The sequence below is a fragment of the Asticcacaulis solisilvae genome (assembly GCF_052327315.1).
Classification (GTDB): domain Bacteria; phylum Pseudomonadota; class Alphaproteobacteria; order Caulobacterales; family Caulobacteraceae; genus Asticcacaulis; species Asticcacaulis solisilvae_B.
Window position 1 is genome coordinate 3994625 of record NZ_CP166196.1, and the last position, 16548, is coordinate 4011172.

Sequence of the window (16548 nt, forward strand, 5' to 3'; positions counted from 1 at the left end):
CCGGTCAACGCCTGCTCGCACCCTTTTCGTTACCTCGGCGTAAAATTATTCACACCGGTGGAAGTTTAAAGTGCCAGACGCCTAACTGACAGCTTCCGGCGCCTTGACCACCAACCCTGCTGCGATCAGGCTTTGCGCCGTCGAGCGAACCGCATCGGTGGCCGAGCGTGGCCGCCAGCCAAGGTCTTGCCAGGCGCGCGCGGGAGAGCACGGAGCATAATGTCCAAGGTCCGGCAGGGCGCGCGACGCCGAGCCGTCGAACATGGCCCGCAGGCGCAGTACGAAATCCGGCGCCGTCCGGCGGCAGATACGTCCGGCATGGTCCTGGAACTCGGTCGACAGAAGCTGCGCCACGTCCTCCAGCCACAGGAACCCGGCCGTTGCGACGTAGCGGTTGCCGATCGACAGGTCGTTGCCCAGGACGCGCATGTAAAGGTCGGCCAGGTCGCGCACGTCGATGCCTTCGAAGCCGATACGGGGCAGGTCGCGGTATTCGCCGGCCATCAGCCGCCGGATCAGGCCCGTTCCACCGCCCGGGGCCGCTTCACCGATAACCGGCCCGAAGACCTTGCCGGCATTGACGACGCTGACCTCCATTTCCTCGAAGCTCATGGCGAAGTCCCAGACCGCCAGTTCGGCGCGCGTCCGCGCCTCCTGGCCGGCGCTGAGACGGCCCGACGCGATGTCCGACCAGTCGGCCTCCGTAAACGGATTGAAGCGCGTGCCGGCTTCCGCGTCGCGAATATGCCCGCCAACGATGGCCGAGGTCGACGAGGCGACGATGATGCGGGTAAGGCCGGAGGCGCGCGCGATATTCAGCACACGCAGGATGGCCGACACGGCGCCCTGGACCAGGCCCGTCCGATTATGCCCCACGACCGCCGGCAGGGGCGAGGCCGGGATGATGACGGCGTCCATGCCTTCCATGGCCCTGGCCCAGCCCGCATCCGCGGAGAAGTCGGCCTGGACATAGTCCAGTGCGCCCACCGGCGCGTATTGCGACAGAATGGTCTTGAGCCTGTCCGGGTCTTCCGAAGAGTCGAGCGTGCCACGCACGGCATGGCCGGCATTCAGCAGCGAAACCGTCAATTGCCGGGCTACGCACCCGCCGGCATCGGTCACCAGAACCGCGCGATATCGCATGCGGACGGCCTCCTCAAGGGGCCGGGGTCACCCCCGGAAGCCCGACAGTATAGGCCGCAAATGCGGGAACGTCAAAAAACGCCGGTATCAGACCTGGCAGACAGGGCAGAAAAAGGTCGAACGCCCCTGATGGACCTTGCGTTCGATGACGCCGCCATCCTTGTGCCGGCAGGGCTCGCCTTCGCGGTCATAGACACAGAAGCTGTGCTGGAAATAGCCCGCCTTGCCCTCGGCCGAGGTAAAGTCGCTGATCGACGAGCCGCCGGCGGCCACCGCTTCGGACAGCACGGTGCGGATCGCCTCGACCAGGGTCTCCGCTTCCCGGGCCCTGAGATCGCCTGCGCGGCGGTCGGGACTGAGCCGCGCCCGCCACAAGGCCTCGCAGACATAGATGTTGCCCAGCCCCGCAATGCCCGCCTGCCCCATCAGCAGCGCCTTGAGATTGGCCGCACGCCCGTTCGACCGGGACAACAGGTAATCCGGCGTCAGGTCGTCGGACAGCGGCTCGACACCCAGGGACTTGTACCATTTGGCGTCATAAAGTTCGTCCGGCGTCATCAGCAGCATGAAACCGAAGCGCCTGGGATCGTAAAAGTCGATGCGCGCAGGCTCGCCGCCCGGTTTGGTGGCCACGGTCTGGAAGTGGAGGTGTTTGGCGCCGGGCCTGACCTGATGATAGTAGGCGCCAAGGCCCTCGGACGACGTATCGATCTGAAAACGCCCGGTCATGCCAAGATGCGTCACCCAGACGTGCTGGGTGTCCAAATGGGCGAGCAGGTATTTGGCCCGGCGGTCAAGACGCAGGACGGTGGCGCCGTCGAGGCGGCGGGCGAAGTCTTTCGGAAAGGGATAGCGCAGGTCGGCGCGATTCAGACGGGTATGCGAAAGCGTCGCGCCGGTCAGGTACGGATCGAGCCCCAGCCGGACGGTTTCGACCTCGGGCAACTCGGGCATTTGGATCAGGCCACGCGGATGAAGCGCTTGCTGACGTCGCCGAGGTCGGCATACCACTGCCGCGGATCGAGCGCGATATCGTCGTTGAGCGCCATGGCGTCCCAGTTGAGCCTGGGCGGCTGGCGTTCCGAGGCGGCGACGATGGCGCGCAGTTCGGCGGCCGAAGTCACGCCGACCACGACGGTCGATACGCCCTTGAGATTGAGGGCAAAGGTCAGGGAGGCGTGAAGCGGATCGGCGCCCTGCTCCATCATCAGCCGACGCACCTTCGACAGGTGCGGACCGATGGCGACCAGGTTCGACGGCAGGGCTTCGCGCGGCAGGAAGAGCAGGCCTTGCAGGAAGACCGAGCGGACCTGGACCTCAATGCCGAGATCGGCCATGGCCTCGATTTCGCCGTTCCGGACCAGACGCTGGTCGAGGATCGAGCACGGCACCTGGACGATGTCGGGCTTGAAGCGCTTGGCCAGCAGCAGCGGCTGGTCCTTGGCCGTCGCGGAAATGCCGATACGGGTGATCAGGCCCTCGGCCTTGAGCCTTTCCAGACGCTCCCACAGGGCGTCGCCGCCTTCGCCCGTCAGGTCCTCGGCGGAGTCGACCAGAGCCGCGTGCGCGCGCACCAGGCCCATATGGTCGACCGAGCGGCGCAGGCGCGATTCCAGCCAGTCGAGGCCCTTTTCCAGGCGCAGGGTACGGACCTGCGGCTTGAACGGCGACGGGAACGGCCAGCAGCGGCCGAGAATCCGTTCGACATCGCCGTCATAATGGGCCGCGTCGATGTGCTTGATGCCGCAATCGCCGGCCAGCGCCAGGATCTGGCGCACCTCTTCCTCGCCCACGCGGCCACGCGTGTTCGAGATGCCGTAATCACAGCCGAATTGTGCTGAGCCTAGACCTAAGCGGGCGACCATGGGGAGGGTGATGCTCTTCGAATCTTAACCATACCGGTTAAGGGCATCGTCGCCTCTAAATCTTAAAGAACCTCTGAACAGGAAATAAAAATCCCGTATGGCTGGGGATAAATTATGGTAAATTTGCTGTTAATGTCCGTTAACAGCCCGCTAACTACCCGCGTCATAAGCCAAAATTGGGCACCTGCGAAGTGCATAAGTCGGGCCGGCCTGTGGATAACCCGGTGTGGACAGTTAACGCCTGTTAAGGTCCGTTTAGCGTTCGTTAAAGCCCGTAGACGGCGACGCGCTGGTCCTCGCTGGCGATGCTGACACCCAGGTCGGTGACATGGCCGTTGGCGATGCTGTAGACCCAGCCATGGATGGTCAGGTCCTGGCCGGCACGCCAGGCGGCGGTCGTGATCGGGTTCAGCGTGACATTGCGCACCTGCGCCTTGACGTTCAGCTCGCACAGATGATCGACGCGCGCGGTCTGGTCGGCGCATTCATCCAGTTCATGGCGGTGCGTGTGCGCCAGTTCGCGCACCGGCGACAGCCAGTGGTCGATCAGGCCGTGGTCTTCGGATTCCAGCGCCGTGCGCACGCCGCCGCAGCCATAGTGACCGACGACCAGCACGTGCTTCACCTTGAGGACGGCGACGGCATATTGCAGGGTCGACAGGTAGTTGGCGTCCTGGGGCGGGGCGAGGTTAGCGACGTTGCGGTGAACGAACATTTCGCCGGGATCGAGATTGACGATTTCATTGGCCGGCACGCGCGAGTCCGAGCAGCCGATCCAGAAGTATTCGGGGTTTTGCTGGCTGACGAGACGGCGGAAGAATTCCGGGTCCACCTGGGTCTTCTTCTCGGCCCAGATACGGTTGTTCTCGATCAGATTGTCCAGCATTGACGGCGATCCCTTGCAAAAACCCGCCGCCGTTTAACGTCGCGACGGATCGGGAATCAAGCCTTTTGTGCGTGCGCGAGACCAAGGACGAAGGTGCGCACCGCATCGATGCCGCCGTCAATGGCCAGCCCGGCCTTCTCGAACGAGCCGTAGCGGATCAGCAGGATAAGCACGACGACGCCCAGCAGGGCCAACAGGCCCTCGAACAGGTTGATCGCCAGGTGTACGGGACGCACACGGCTGGTGCGGGCATAGGAGGTCAGGCCTTCAGGCGCGCGCAACGGACTGGGAAACTTCATGGGGACCCCCTGGTTTAGCGGGAGTTAACTCTAAAACGAGGCCGCCGCCAAGGGGGTGCACTCAGCGGGCGATTCAAAAAGAGCCGCGCGGAAAGTTGACGTTGAGGTATCTATGTTATTGTCCTGTTCACGCAATTGGGGATATCAATTGCGATCCGCCTTTTGCCCTGCCGATTTTACCGCCCCATGAGCGATTCCGAATCAACGACAGCGCCGCCGGCGCGCCTGAAGATGAGCGACGTTGCCCGCCTGGCCGGCGTGTCGGTCTCGACGGTCTCGCGTGCCCTGGCCGGCAGCTCCCTTATCCCTAAGCCCCTGCGCGACAAGATCGAAGCGATCGCCGAGGAAGCCGGCTATGCCGTCAATCACTCGGCGCGGACGCTGCGCATGCAGACGACGCGCACCATCGGCGTCGTCCTGCCGATCGGCCAGCAGACCGACCAGCGCGCCACCGACCCGTTCCTCATCGAAATGGTCGGCCACCTGACCGACGAGGTCATCAAGCGCGGCTACGACCTTCTGGTCAGCAAGGCGCCGTCCGCGCGCGAAGGCTGGCTGTCGGCCCTGATCCAGTCGCACCGCTTCGACGGCATGCTGATGATCGGCCAGAGCGACCAGAGCGCCGGCCTCAGCGACGTGGCCCGCCGCTACATGCCCATGGTGGTGTGGGGCGAGCGTTCGCCCGAATCCGCCTATTGCTCGGTCGGCGTCGACAACGTCTATGGCGGCCGCCTGGCGACCGACCACCTGCTCAGCATCGGCCGCCGCTACATCCGTTTCGTGGGTCCCATGGCGGTGCCGGAAGTCTGCGCCCGTCATCGCGGCTATGCCGAAGCGCTCGACAGCGTCGGCATCGAAGCCGGCGAACCGGTCGTCAGCACCTTCGCCCATGTTTCGGCCTATGAGGCGACGCGCAAACTGATCGAAAGCCGCGAACGTTTCGATGCCCTGTTCTGCGCATCCGACGTCATCGCCGGCGGCGCCCAGCGCGCCCTGATGGATGCCGGCCTGCGCATTCCCACCGATGTCGCCGTCGCGGGCTTCGACGATGTGCCACTGGCCCAGTATATGTCGCCGCCCTTGACCACGGTCCGCCAGGACCTGAAGGTCGCCGCCAACCTGATGGTCGAACTGCTGTTCCGCCGCCTGGACGGCACGGCGACGCCGTCGAGCGTCATCCCCGCCCGCCTGGTCATCCGCGCCTCCACAACCGGCTGATTGTACTCGCATTTTCCGAGTATTTTCAGATCAGGTAGCACAAATCCACACTTTTTACGTGTCCGACACATTTGATTCTTGATTTGTTAATCGTCGACACTATATCCTGCAAACGATTGCAAGGCGCGGTGGTCCGGTCCCCTCTCACCCCCCACGGCGACCCCGCCAGTTGCCTGAGGTTCCGCGGTACTTCCCCCCAAACCGCGAGCCCCCGCCACGGCGCCGCCAAACGACCTTGCATCGTCTGACTGACCGCTTCCGGCCCATCCCCCTCACCGCCGGAAGCGGTCTTTCATCTCCCATTCCGCCTCCGCTCTTGTTTTCGCCCCATCTTTCGGTCAAATGCCTGTCAGGACCCGGATAACGGGGTTGTAAAGACATGCAGGGGCGAACCATGGCGAAAGCCGAGACAGCCGGCGCGGCAACGCGAGGCCTCAAGACCATCGTCGCGGCCAGCGCCGCCGGCACGACCTTCGAATGGTACGACTTCTTCATCTTCGGCACGCTGACCAGCATCATCGCCAAGAACTTCTTCGCCGGCGTGCCCGGTACGCTCGGCACCTTCCTCAGCCTGTCGACCTTTGCGGTCGGCTTTATCGCGCGCCCGGTCGGCGCGCTGGTCTTCGGCCATATCGGCGATAAAAAGGGCCGCAAGGGCACCTTCCTCTATACGATCCTGGTCATGGGCCTGGCGACGATCGCCATCGGCTTCTTGCCGACCTACGCCCAGGCCGGCGCCCTGTCGCCGATCCTGCTGGTGGCTTTGCGCGTCGTCCAGGGCTTCGCATTGGGGGGCGAATATGGCGGCGCGGCCATCTATGTCGCCGAACACGCCCCGTCCAACAAGCGTGGCGGCTTTACCGGCTGGATCCAGACCTCGGCCGCCTTCGGCCTGATCTCGGCGCTTGGCATCATCCTGATCACGCGAACCCTGGTCGGCGAAAAGATCTTCGGCGAATGGGGCTGGCGCATTCCCTTCATCGTCTCGTCGGGTCTTCTGGCCGTGTCGGTCTATATCCGCGCCAAAACCGCCGAAAGCCCGGCCTTCAAGGCGCTGCACGACGAAGGGCGTCTGGCCAAGGCGCCGCTCGGCGAAATCTTCACGCGCTGGGGCAATCTCAAGGGCATGCTGATCGCGCTGTTCGGCTTCATGACCGCCCAGGGCGTGATCTGGTACACCAGCTTCTTCTACACCCAGGTCTTCCTGGACAAGATGGTCAAGCTCGATCCCATGCAGATCACCATTCTGACGCTGGGCATGACGCTGGTGTCGAGCTTCCTCTACATCACCTTCGCGACGCTTTCGGACCGCATCGGCCGCAAACCGGTCATGGTCTTCGGCATGTTGCTGGCCAGCCTGTTCTTCTATCCCGGCTTCCAGATGCTGCTGCACTTCGGCAACCCCGACCTGGAAGCGGCGACCAAGCGCGCCCCGGTCGTCGTGGTCGCCGATCCCGCGCAGTGCACCTTCCAGTTCGACCTGTTGAACACGGCGCAGTTCACCTCGCCCTGCGACCTGGCCAAGCGCGTGGTCAGCGATGTCGGCGTCTCCTACGTCAACAAGGCCGCCCCGGGCACGGGCGCGGTCGTCCAGGTCGGCGCGGCGCAGATCGCCGTACCGTCGGGCCAGGGCCTCGACAAGGCCGGCATCAAGGCGCTGAAAGACAAGGCGACCAAGGATATCAAGGCGGCGATGAAGGCCGCCGGCTATCCCGAAAAGGCCGATCCCGCGAAGGCCAATCTGTGGGCCATGTTCGGTGTTCTCTGTGTGCTGGCGGTCGCCTGTACGGCGCTCTACGGCCCCATGGCCTCGGCCCTGGTCGAAATGTTCCCGACGCGCGTGCGCTACACCGCCATGAGCCTGCCCTACAATATCGGCACAGGCTGGTTCGGCGGACTGCAACCCGCCCTGTCCTTCGCCATGGTGGCGGCGACCGGCGATATCTATTTCGGCCTGTGGTACCCGATCGTCACCGGCCTGCTCGCCGTCGCCGTGTCGCTTTTCTTCCTCAAGGAAACCAAGGGCCGCGACCTCCATACGATCGAGTAAAGTTTGTATCTCCCCGTTTTTCGCAGAAAAATGGGGTTTGGCGCCAGCGAAAGTATAGCTTTCGCAAGCCATCGGACCGCCCGGAGCGTAAGCGAAGGGTGGTGGTGGGGAATCTTGCTGTCTTCCAGCACCTGTGACTGAAAAGGAAGCAAGAATCCCCACCACCACATCTCCTTCTCCCTTGCTGCGCAAGGGTTCAGTCGTGCGGTCCCCCTCCCCATCGTTTCGCGACAGGGAGGTATAAATTATTGCGGGCCTGTGCCGTCGATGGCCTTTACCCGGACATGGCTCTTGTCGCTATGGCCGGCGGCATCGATCACGGTTAGGTCGTAGAAGCCCTCGGCGCGCGGCAACCAGCTGAATTCGCCATTGCCGTCGGCCGCCAGGGGCTGGCCGTCGATATACCAGGTCACGGGACGCTGACCCCGCGCCGACAGTTTCAGCGGCCGCACGACCTTGAGATTGCCCGCGCCGTCGCTGCCCGAAGCCTCGACATAGACGGTCGTGTTCTTGGGCGGAAACAGGATCGAAGCGCGTGAATCCGGCCCGTTCAATGCTTTAAGCGCGACCGGCGCCCGCGCCGGTCCCAGCGGCGCCGGCAGTTGCGACGGCGCCTGCAGCAGGTCGAAAACATCGAACAACAAGGGGGCGGCAGCCTCGCGCCCGGTCTGATCGGCGCGCGCGCCCCCGTCGGGGCGCCCGGTCCACACCATGACGGCATAGCCCCCCGCCACACCCACCGCCAGCGCGTCACGATAGCCGTAGGAGGTGCCGGTCTTGAAGGCCGGGCGGTTGCCGGCGCGCATCAGCGGTCCCGGCAGGCGGCCGGCTGGGGGAGGCGTTTCACGCAGGATGGCGACGATCTTGTCGGCCGCTTCGGCGCGCATCAGCCGTGTACCGCCGTCGTTCAGGCGCTGTTGTTCGTCATCCACCGTATAGGCCAGTGGTTTCGACAGGCCATGGTCGCCCAGCGCCGCGTAGAGCAGGGCCAGGTCGTCGAGCCGGATGCCTTCGCCGCCGAGCGCCAGGGCCAGGCCGGCGTCGCGCAGACGCGATTTCGGGCGATAAAGCTGCACGCCTGCCGCTTCCAGCCGGCCTTCGAAGGCGTCCGGGCCAACGCGGCTCAGCACCGACACCGCCGGCACGTTCAAGGAATTGACCAGGGCCTCCTTGACCGAGACCTCGCCGTGGAAAACACGGTCGAAATCCTCGGGCTGGTAGTCGCCGAAGCGCGTCGGCACGTCCATCAGCCGCGTATCGGGGGCGATAAGGCCGTCCTCGAAGCCGAAGCCGTAGATGAAGGGTTTGAGGCTGGAGCCGGGCGAGCGCACGGCGCGCGTCATGTCGACCCAGCCGCCCGGCCGGTTGAGCCCGCCCGAACCGACCGAAGCCCGCACCCCGCGCGTTTTTATGTCGATCACCAGGATGGCGACGGACGTATTGGGTCCCTGCTGTTTCGCCGTCCCCGCCGCCAGGATTTCGAGCCGCTGTTGCAGGTTGGAATCGAGCGAGGTCACCACCGTCGCCTGCAACCCCTTGACCGCGTGCGCCAGCCGGCCCGCCGTATGCCAGGCAATGGCCGGGAAGACGAGACGCTGAGAGGCGATCTTCTCGTTCATCGCCTCGCGGACCTGGAGGCCGTCGACGGCGCCGGCCTTTTGCAGCCGCGCCAGCATACGGTCTCGCGCCACGCGGGCGGCGAATGCGTGGCGGTCGGGGCGCCGGGCCTCGGGTGCCTGCGGCAGGGAGATCAGCAGCGCCTGTTCGCCCAGCGTCAGGCTTTCCGGCTCGTGGCCGAAATAGCTGAGCGAAGCGGCGCGCACGCCTTCGAGATTGCCGCCGTAGGGCGCCAGCGACAGGTAGATCGACAGGATGTCGCGCTTGGAATAGCGCAGCTCCAGTTGCAAGGCGCGCAAGGCTTCGACCGCCTTGTTGCCGTAGTCGCGCGGGTGCGGCGACAACAGGCGCGCCGTCTGCATGGTAATGGTCGAGCCGCCCGATACGATATTGCCGGCGTGCAGGTTGGACAACAGCGCGCGGGCCACCGCCGTGGCGTCGACGCCAGGGTGCCAGTAGAAGCGCTCATCCTCGATCTTGAGCAGGTGCTGGACAAAGGTCGGGTCGGTACGGTCGAGGTCGGCGCGAATGCGCCAGCGGCCATCGTCGACCGGCAGGGCGCGCAGCCACGCGCCGTTGCGGTCGAGCGCCACGGCCGAGGCCCGCTCGGCCTTGGTCATGTCGGGCGGCAGGGCCAGGTTCAGCGAGCAAATCGCCACCTGCGCTCCGACCAGGCCGATCAGACCCTTGACCAGGGCGGGGATGAAGCGGTCGAAATTGAACGACAGGAGCGAGAAAGAGAAGCCGCCTGTCTTCCTCTTCTCCCCTTTCAAGGGGAGAAGGTGGCCCGCAGGGTCGGATGAGGGGTCCACTGTCATCTTCCGCGTACGCTCTGTCTGTTTTTACCCCTCACCCGGGCGCATGCGCCCGTCCTCTCCCCTTGAAAGGGGAGAGGAGGGTTTTCCTTGTTACCGTCCCGCGATCACGGTGCGGCTGCCCGAGGTGCGGCCGAAGGTTTCCGGACGATAGAAGTCCTTGGCCTCGGCCCCCGGCAGGTAGTAGTCGCCCGGGCTGACCGCACGCGCCATGTAGGCGACGACGAAGTCCTTGGACGACGATACGTCGAGCGCCGCCACGAAACGGTCGTCGCGGGCTTCCTGCACCTTGGTATCGGAAAGCGCGCCGACGAAGCGGAAGGGCCCGTTCGAGACGTCTTCCGACGACAGGGTCGAGTCGATCTCGAACCCGGCCGGCAGGGCGTCGTCGACCACGATCGGCCGCGTCTCCGCCCGGTCGGAATGGCCGGAGATGACGATGATGATGCGGTCGCCCTGGGTCAGGTGCGACGGATCGATGCGCTGGCCATTAAGCGCATAATAGCTCTTGGTCAGGCTGAGGCCGCTGGCCAGGCTCGACGGCGGGGCGACCGGCGTACCGATGACCGTCACCGTGCGCCACAGCGGGCCGGAACCGGTATTCTTGAACGTCACACCGTTGAAGGTGGTGACGCCGAAGCGCTGGACGTTGAGGCCGCCCGGCAGGACCGAAACGTTATTGGCCGCCACGTGGGTCGGGCCCGCCGCCCTGAGCATGGCCGAGGCCGCGCGCAGGATGAAGGCCTGTTCCTGGGTATTGAGCGCCGACGGCGCCTTCATGGCGTTTTCGAGACGCGAGGTCAGCGAGGCGCCGATGTCCGGATTGCCCGATTCATAGGCCAGGGCGATGACGCCCGCCAGGTCGCGCAGAGGCGACTGGTACCAGTCGTTGGGATCGGAATAGCCGATCTTTTCGATCGCCTGCTGGAAGGCCAGGCGGGCACGGGCGCGGTCGCCCATGATGGCCAGGCCGGCGGCGACCTGGGCGCGGGCCAGCGGCGACTGTTCGTCGCGGAACTGGACGTCGCGGTACCAGCGCAAGCGGGCCAGGTCGCCCGTGCCGCCCTTGGCCATGACGTAGAGTGCATAGGCCGAGGCGCGCGAACGCAGCTGCTTGGTATACTGCTCGGGCGTCATGCCGAGGAAGCGCCAGTAGTCGGGGGCCGACAGCTGGTAGTTGATCGAGGCGAAGCCATCGGGACGCGACAGGCTGCGCATGGCGTTCATCGCCTTGTCGATCGCCTCCTGAGGCACATAGGCGCCGTGGGCGCGGGCCTGCAACAGGAAGTCGGTGGCATAGGCCCCGATGAAGCCCGTCGCTTCGGCGTCGCCGACACGCCACAGGCCGAAGGCCCCGTCTTCCGACTGGCGGTCGAGGATCTTCTGCACCGCCGTCTTCAAGGCGTAGTCGGACGGACGCGCCTTGTCCTTGCCGACCATGGACGGGTCGGCATAAAGCCACGGCATGGCGGCCGACGTCACCTGTTCGGTGCAGCCGTACGGATATTTGTCGAGCGCGGCGGCGATCGGCGCCGGGTCGATATTGCGGAAGGGCGAGTAGCTGACCTGGAGCGTGGCCGAGCCGGGTTGCAGGCCGGCCAGCAGTGCGGGCGACGGCGCAAAGACGCCGTTCACCGGCTGCTGGTCGACCGACACGCGGTTTTCAGGGCCCCAGCCGTTGCGCGTCTGGATCTGGAAGTCGTCGCTGAAGGTATAGCCCTGGCCGTTCAGCCCGATATGCACGGTCGAAATGCCCGTGGTGTTCGGCGCGGTCATCGGGATGGCCTGGATGACGCGTTGGCTGTGGTTGAGGTTGAACGCCTTCTCGAAGGCCAGCACCAGGCCTTGCAGGCCCTTGACGATGGCGGTGTAGATGCCGGGCTTGCCGTCGACATTGTCGAGTTCGAGCGTCGCAAACGCCTTGTCGCCCGGATTGAGGAAGCGTGGCAGGGCCAGGTCCATGACCACCGGTTCGCGCACGATCATCTTCTGCGCGGCCGAGCCCACGGCATCGTCGGTCCAGGCCACGGCCATGACGCGCAATTCGCCGTTGAACTTGGCGATCGGCAGCCGGACCGTCGCCTTGCCGTCCATGCCGGTCTCGATCACGCCGGACCACAGGGCGACCGTGCGGATCGGGGTCGTCGTCAGGCCTTCGCCGCCGATCTGGTCGCCGCCGAATTCGATCGGCGCCGGCGCACCCAGGTTCGGGTCGAGCAGGCGGCCGTAGTCGTCGTTATAATCGACGGCCAGGGCCTTCTTGCCGAAATACCAGTCGACCGGGTTCGGCGTCTGGAACTTGGTGAGGTTGAGGATGCCCTGGTCGACCACGGCCAGCGAGACGCGGGCGCGGTCGCCCAGCTTGAGCCCGTTGATCTTGACCGGCACGTCGATATAGCCGTGGCCGTTTTTGTCGAGCTGCGGCTTCTGCGGCTGGTCGCTGGCCGGCAGGTCGATCTGCAGCTTGCGGTTCCTGGCGTCGAGCGGAATATAGACCAGTCCGATGGCGCGGCGCGGCTTCGACGCCGTCACCGGATCGCGCGGCTGGATGACCGACACCATGACATAGGCGCCGCCGCCCCAGGCCGAGGTCGTCTTCAGGCGCACGGTCGTGCCGCCGTCGCCAACACTGACGGTTTTCAGGTCGATGACGTGATCGGTGGCGACGGCGATCTGCGCCTCGCCCTTGTACGGGGCCTTCAGCGTCAGGTCGACCGTGTCGCCCTGGTTATAGTGCTTGCCGCCGGTCGACAGGCGCACGAAGTCGGGGGCGTCGGAGCCCTTCTGCGACGAACCCCAGCCCGAGGCGAAACGCGCCACGGTGCGCGCCTTGCCCGGAACCTCGACCTCAAGACGATAATCGCCCCAGTCGAGCCCCTTCGGGATGGCCACGCCGGTATTGGCGTTCAGGTCATAGCTCTTGGTGAAGACCGGCACGTCGCGGTGCGTCGAACGCCAGTTCCATTTGCCGTCCTGGATGTACCAGTCGTAGTCCCAGTGCTCGGCGATCAGCTTGACCTGCACGCCCTTGAGCGCGACCTTCTGGCCCTGCGGCGTCAGCCCGATGATGTTGAACATCATCTGCGGCGTATCGCGCCAGGAGTTGCTGTCCTTCTGGTCGACCTTGACGCCGAGATAGAGCGGCGACGGCATGATGTGCAGGGTTTGCGATTCCTTGACCGGACGGCCGCCCGGCTCGAAGACCGAGGCGGTGACGGTAACGCTGAGCGGCTGCGTCGTGTCGCCGGCCAGCGAGGCCTGGAACGGGAAGAGCGCATTGCCCTGGGCGTCCGTCGTGGTCGCCGGCAGGTCGGTGTACTTTTCTTCGTACGGCGTGGCGGAATCGCCGAACGTATAGTCCTTGTAGGCCGGGAACGGGTTCGGATCCTGACGAATGCGCGCCTCGCCCGTCACCTGGAGGTCCGAACCGATGGCGCCATACAGGTAGTGGGCCGACACGCGCACCGGGCGCTGTTCCGTCAGGCTCAGCATCGGCTTGTTGGCGTCGGCATTGATATCGACGCCCAGGCGCTGCGGCGCGAAGTCTTCGACCGCGAAGCTGGTGGAACCCGCGGCGGACTCCATGCCGTCGAGCTGGATTTTCGCCGACCACTGGCCGCGCGGCGCGGTCTTGGGCAGGGCGATATTGGCGGCAGCGAAGCCTTGCTTTGTCTCTTCGAAGCGGAAGCGGAAGGCTTCGATGCCGGACGGCCGCGACACGATCAGCACGCCCTTGCGGTCCTTGACCGTCTTGCCTTCGTTGTCGCGCACCATGGCGACGAGGTGGACGGTTTCGCCGGGGCGATAGATGCCTCGGTCGGTATAGACGTAGGAATCGACGCCATAGCTGTTGGCGCGGCCTTCGGCGACATTGTCGTCGTCCTGGCGTCCGCCGACCCCGTGCGAGGTCAGGTCCATGGGCGCACGCTGCACATCGGCGGCCGTGTAGTCGTCGTTCGGCCCGTAGGCCATGACCATCTTGGCCTGGAGCGCATCGGTGCCCTTGAGCAGGGCCGAATTGAAGGTGACGCGGCCATCGACGCCGGACCGCGCCTCACCCAGCGTATCGCCGTTGGTGGCGACCAGGTCGACCTTGATGCCGCCCATCGGCTTGGCCGACTTCAGCGAGCGCACGACGACATCGAGACCGCTCTGGCCCTTGTAGGTCGTCATCGCCATGTCGGTATAGAGAATCCAGCGCCGCGCCTGGGCCGGCTGGTCGTCGGGCTTCTTGTCACGGCCGCCCGAGGCGTCGCGCACCTTGACGACATAGGCGCCGGGCTTCAGCGACTTCAGTACCGAACCCAGCGGGAAGACGGTCGTCACGCGGTCGCCATTGCCCTGCTTGACGCCGACCTTGCCGGTCCAGATCTTGACGCCGATATCGTCGGCGGCATCCTCACCGTATTCGTAATCATAGTCGCCTTCGGCCACGGGATCGGGCGCCGAGACGCTCTTGCGCACCAGGTTGCGGTCCGAGACGTGCCAGACCTCGACGGCCAGGGCCGAGACATTGACAGTTTCGATGGCGACACCGTCGGCCTCTTCGCGCGGCAGGATGACGCCGTTGCCGGCAAAGCCGACATAGGGGGGCTTTTCGCCGAACGAGAAGTCGAAGTCGCGATTGGCCTTCAGCGTGTCGCCGCCCTGGCCGGGCAGGCCCTTCAGCAGCGTAATGCGGCGGTCGGTGAAGCCGAAGCCCGAGACGCACAGCTCATCGCCCTTGACCGAGACCGCCGGGCCCGACGGCAGGGCGGGCGAAACGACGACAAAGTCGCCATAGGGCTTGGTGGGGTCGAGCGGCTTGGAGAACTGCACGCAGGCGCGCGCGCTGTCACCCGACGTGTCGAGGCGCTGTTTCCAGGTGTCGAAACCGATCGGCTTGACGTCGGAAGCGCGTCTGGCGTCCTTGTCGCGCGGCTTGCCGAACAGGCCGGTCGCCGGCCCGTCGAGCACGCCAGACGCCGCGACGGTGGACGTTTCGTGTCCGCCGTTGGTCGCCTTCGCCGTCAGAAACCCTACGCAGAACCCGGAGATCAGCACCGCCGCCGCACCCGCGATCAGCGTCCTGTTGTGCCAGTCGATCATGTTGGCCCCCACCGCCAGGCACGGCGCCTGCGCGTCCGTGCATTTTCGAAATGAAAAGCGCGGATCAGGGCACAAATCAATCTTTGTTTTACGAAATTTGCAAATACAGATAGTGAGGGACTGCTTCGCCCAGGCGGACCCTCATCTTTGTGAGTGTTTCCAAGCCTACCTCCATCAACGTCCCGAAAGAAACGCGTCTTTGGCCAGCCGATTTGCCCGCGTCATGGTTCTGGTGGTCGACGACAATCACTACATGCGGGTGATTGTCTGTACGATGCTGAGGTCCATGGGCATCACCATGATCCGTGAAGCCTCCGATGGTATCGAAGCGCTGGAAATCGTGCGCGACTGGCGCCCGGACGTCATCGTGCTCGACCTGATGATGGAACAGCTGGACGGCATCGAATTCACCAAGCTGATCCGCCGCGGGTCCGACAGCCCGCACCCCTATGTGCCCATCATCATGATGACCGGCCACACCGACCGCCGCCGCGTCATCGAGGCGCGCGACGCCGGCGTCAACGAGCTGGTGGCCAAGCCCCTGACCGCCAAGGCGCTGATCGACCGCATGCGCAGCGTCATCGACAACGAGCGCAGCTGGGTCAAGTCGGCCAACTATATGGGTCCGGACCGCCGCCGCAAGGTCAATCCGGAATATCGCGGCCCGTTCCGCCGGGCATCCGACAAGGCCGAGTGACGCCGGCCCCACCCTGCGGCGACTTGCCGCGGCGCACCCAAAACGACGAAACTTATTCCAATCGCAATCTTTTGCCGGTAAAGACAAGGCATGTCCGACACCGCCACCTCCCCCTTCGGCTTCAAGGACGTCGATGCCCGCGAAAAGGTCTCGCTGGTGCACGACGTGTTTGCCCGCGTCGCCCCCAAATACGACCTGATGAACGATGTCATGTCGCTGGGCGTGCACCATGTCTGGAAGGACGCCGCCTGCGCCCGCTTGAACCCGCAGCCGGGCGAGGTCATTCTCGACGTGGCCGGCGGCACAGGCGATATCGCGCGCCGTTTGGCCAGGCTGGCGCGCGCCGCCAAGGCCCGCCGCCAGGCGCGCGGCTATGAAGCCAAGGACGTGGAAATCCGCGTCATCGACTATAACGAAAACATGATCCTGGCCGGCCGCCAGCGCGGCACCGAGCCGGAGCTGACCTGGTCCGTCGGCGACGCCATGAACCTGGCGATCGACGACGGCACGGTCGATGCCTATGTCATCAGCTTCGGCATCCGCAATGTCTCGGACGTCCAGGGCGCGTTGAACGAAGCACAGCGCGTGCTCAAGCCCGGCGGCCGCTTCTTCTGCCTGGAATTCTCGCACCCGACCGCGACGCCGATCGCCAAAATCTATGAGGCCTACAGCTTCAAGGTCATCCCGTGGATGGGCGAGCTGGTGGCCAGGGATCGCGAGTCCTACCAGTACCTGGTCGAAAGCATCAAACGCTTCCCCGACCAGGAGACGTTCAAGGCCATGATGCTCAAGGCCGGTTTCCGCCGCGCCAGCTACACCAACTTCTCGGGCGGCATCTGCGCCCTGCACGAAGGCTGGGCATAAAGTTTC

Annotated in this window: 11 protein-coding genes; 4 read left to right on the forward strand and 7 right to left on the reverse strand. The window is 65.1% G+C overall.

The genetic code is table 11. The features are described 5' to 3' along the window. Positions 1 to 81: 81 nt before the first annotated feature. From AB8717_RS18745 to AB8717_RS18765, 5 genes are all read right to left on the reverse strand, one after another. The gene (locus tag AB8717_RS18745; RefSeq protein ID WP_443748841.1) at positions 82 to 1143 is read right to left on the reverse strand and encodes an NAD-dependent epimerase/dehydratase family protein; all 1062 of its coding nucleotides are present in this window, start codon (positions 1141 to 1143) and stop codon (positions 82 to 84) included. A gap of 87 nt (positions 1144 to 1230) precedes the next feature. Beyond that, positions 1231 to 2097 carry a bifunctional DNA-formamidopyrimidine glycosylase/DNA-(apurinic or apyrimidinic site) lyase gene (gene mutM, locus AB8717_RS18750; RefSeq protein ID WP_443748842.1) on the reverse strand — a complete coding sequence of 289 codons (867 nt, stop codon included), beginning with the start codon at positions 2095 to 2097 and terminating at the stop codon, positions 1231 to 1233. 5 nt (positions 2098 to 2102) lie between these two features. After that, positions 2103 to 3008 carry an aldo/keto reductase gene (locus AB8717_RS18755; RefSeq protein ID WP_443748843.1) on the reverse strand — a complete coding sequence of 302 codons (906 nt, stop codon included), beginning with the start codon at positions 3006 to 3008 and terminating at the stop codon, positions 2103 to 2105. A 265-nt stretch (positions 3009 to 3273) separates the two neighbouring features. Further along, positions 3274 to 3894, reverse strand: coding sequence for a carbonic anhydrase (locus tag AB8717_RS18760; RefSeq protein WP_443748844.1), 621 nt, complete (start codon positions 3892 to 3894; stop codon positions 3274 to 3276). Between the two features lie 56 nt (positions 3895 to 3950). Continuing rightward, on the reverse strand, positions 3951 to 4193 hold the full coding sequence (locus tag AB8717_RS18765; RefSeq protein WP_443748845.1) for a hypothetical protein: 243 nt from the start codon (positions 4191 to 4193) through the stop codon (positions 3951 to 3953). Between the two features lie 186 nt (positions 4194 to 4379). On the opposite strand from AB8717_RS18765, the gene AB8717_RS18770 reads away from it, so the two are divergent. Both AB8717_RS18770 and AB8717_RS18775 read left to right on the forward strand, forming a co-directional pair. After that, positions 4380 to 5411 carry a LacI family DNA-binding transcriptional regulator gene (locus AB8717_RS18770; RefSeq protein ID WP_443748846.1) on the forward strand — a complete coding sequence of 344 codons (1032 nt, stop codon included), beginning with the start codon at positions 4380 to 4382 and terminating at the stop codon, positions 5409 to 5411. 394 nt (positions 5412 to 5805) lie between these two features. Beyond that, entirely contained in the window at positions 5806 to 7461 is a 1656-nt protein-coding gene (locus AB8717_RS18775; protein WP_443748847.1) for an MFS transporter, read from the forward strand. 245 nt (positions 7462 to 7706) lie between these two features. On the opposite strand, the gene pbpC is transcribed toward AB8717_RS18775, so the two are convergent. Both pbpC and AB8717_RS18785 read right to left on the reverse strand, forming a co-directional pair. Next, positions 7707 to 9851, reverse strand: coding sequence for a penicillin-binding protein 1C (gene pbpC, locus AB8717_RS18780; RefSeq protein WP_443748848.1), 2145 nt, complete (start codon positions 9849 to 9851; stop codon positions 7707 to 7709). 135 nt (positions 9852 to 9986) lie between these two features. Beyond that, on the reverse strand, positions 9987 to 14981 hold the full coding sequence (locus AB8717_RS18785; protein ID WP_443748849.1) for an alpha-2-macroglobulin family protein: 4995 nt from the start codon (positions 14979 to 14981) through the stop codon (positions 9987 to 9989). Positions 14982 to 15204: 223 nt separating this feature from the next. Here AB8717_RS18785 and AB8717_RS18790 point away from each other — a divergent pair, with 223 nt between their 5' ends. Beyond that, on the forward strand, positions 15205 to 15678 hold the full coding sequence (locus AB8717_RS18790; RefSeq protein ID WP_443750922.1) for a response regulator: 474 nt from the start codon (positions 15205 to 15207) through the stop codon (positions 15676 to 15678). Between the two features lie 90 nt (positions 15679 to 15768). Continuing rightward, positions 15769 to 16542 (forward strand): class I SAM-dependent methyltransferase, encoded by a 774-nt coding sequence (locus tag AB8717_RS18795; RefSeq protein WP_443748850.1) that lies wholly within the window; start codon positions 15769 to 15771, stop codon positions 16540 to 16542. Positions 16543 to 16548 lie beyond the last annotated feature (6 nt).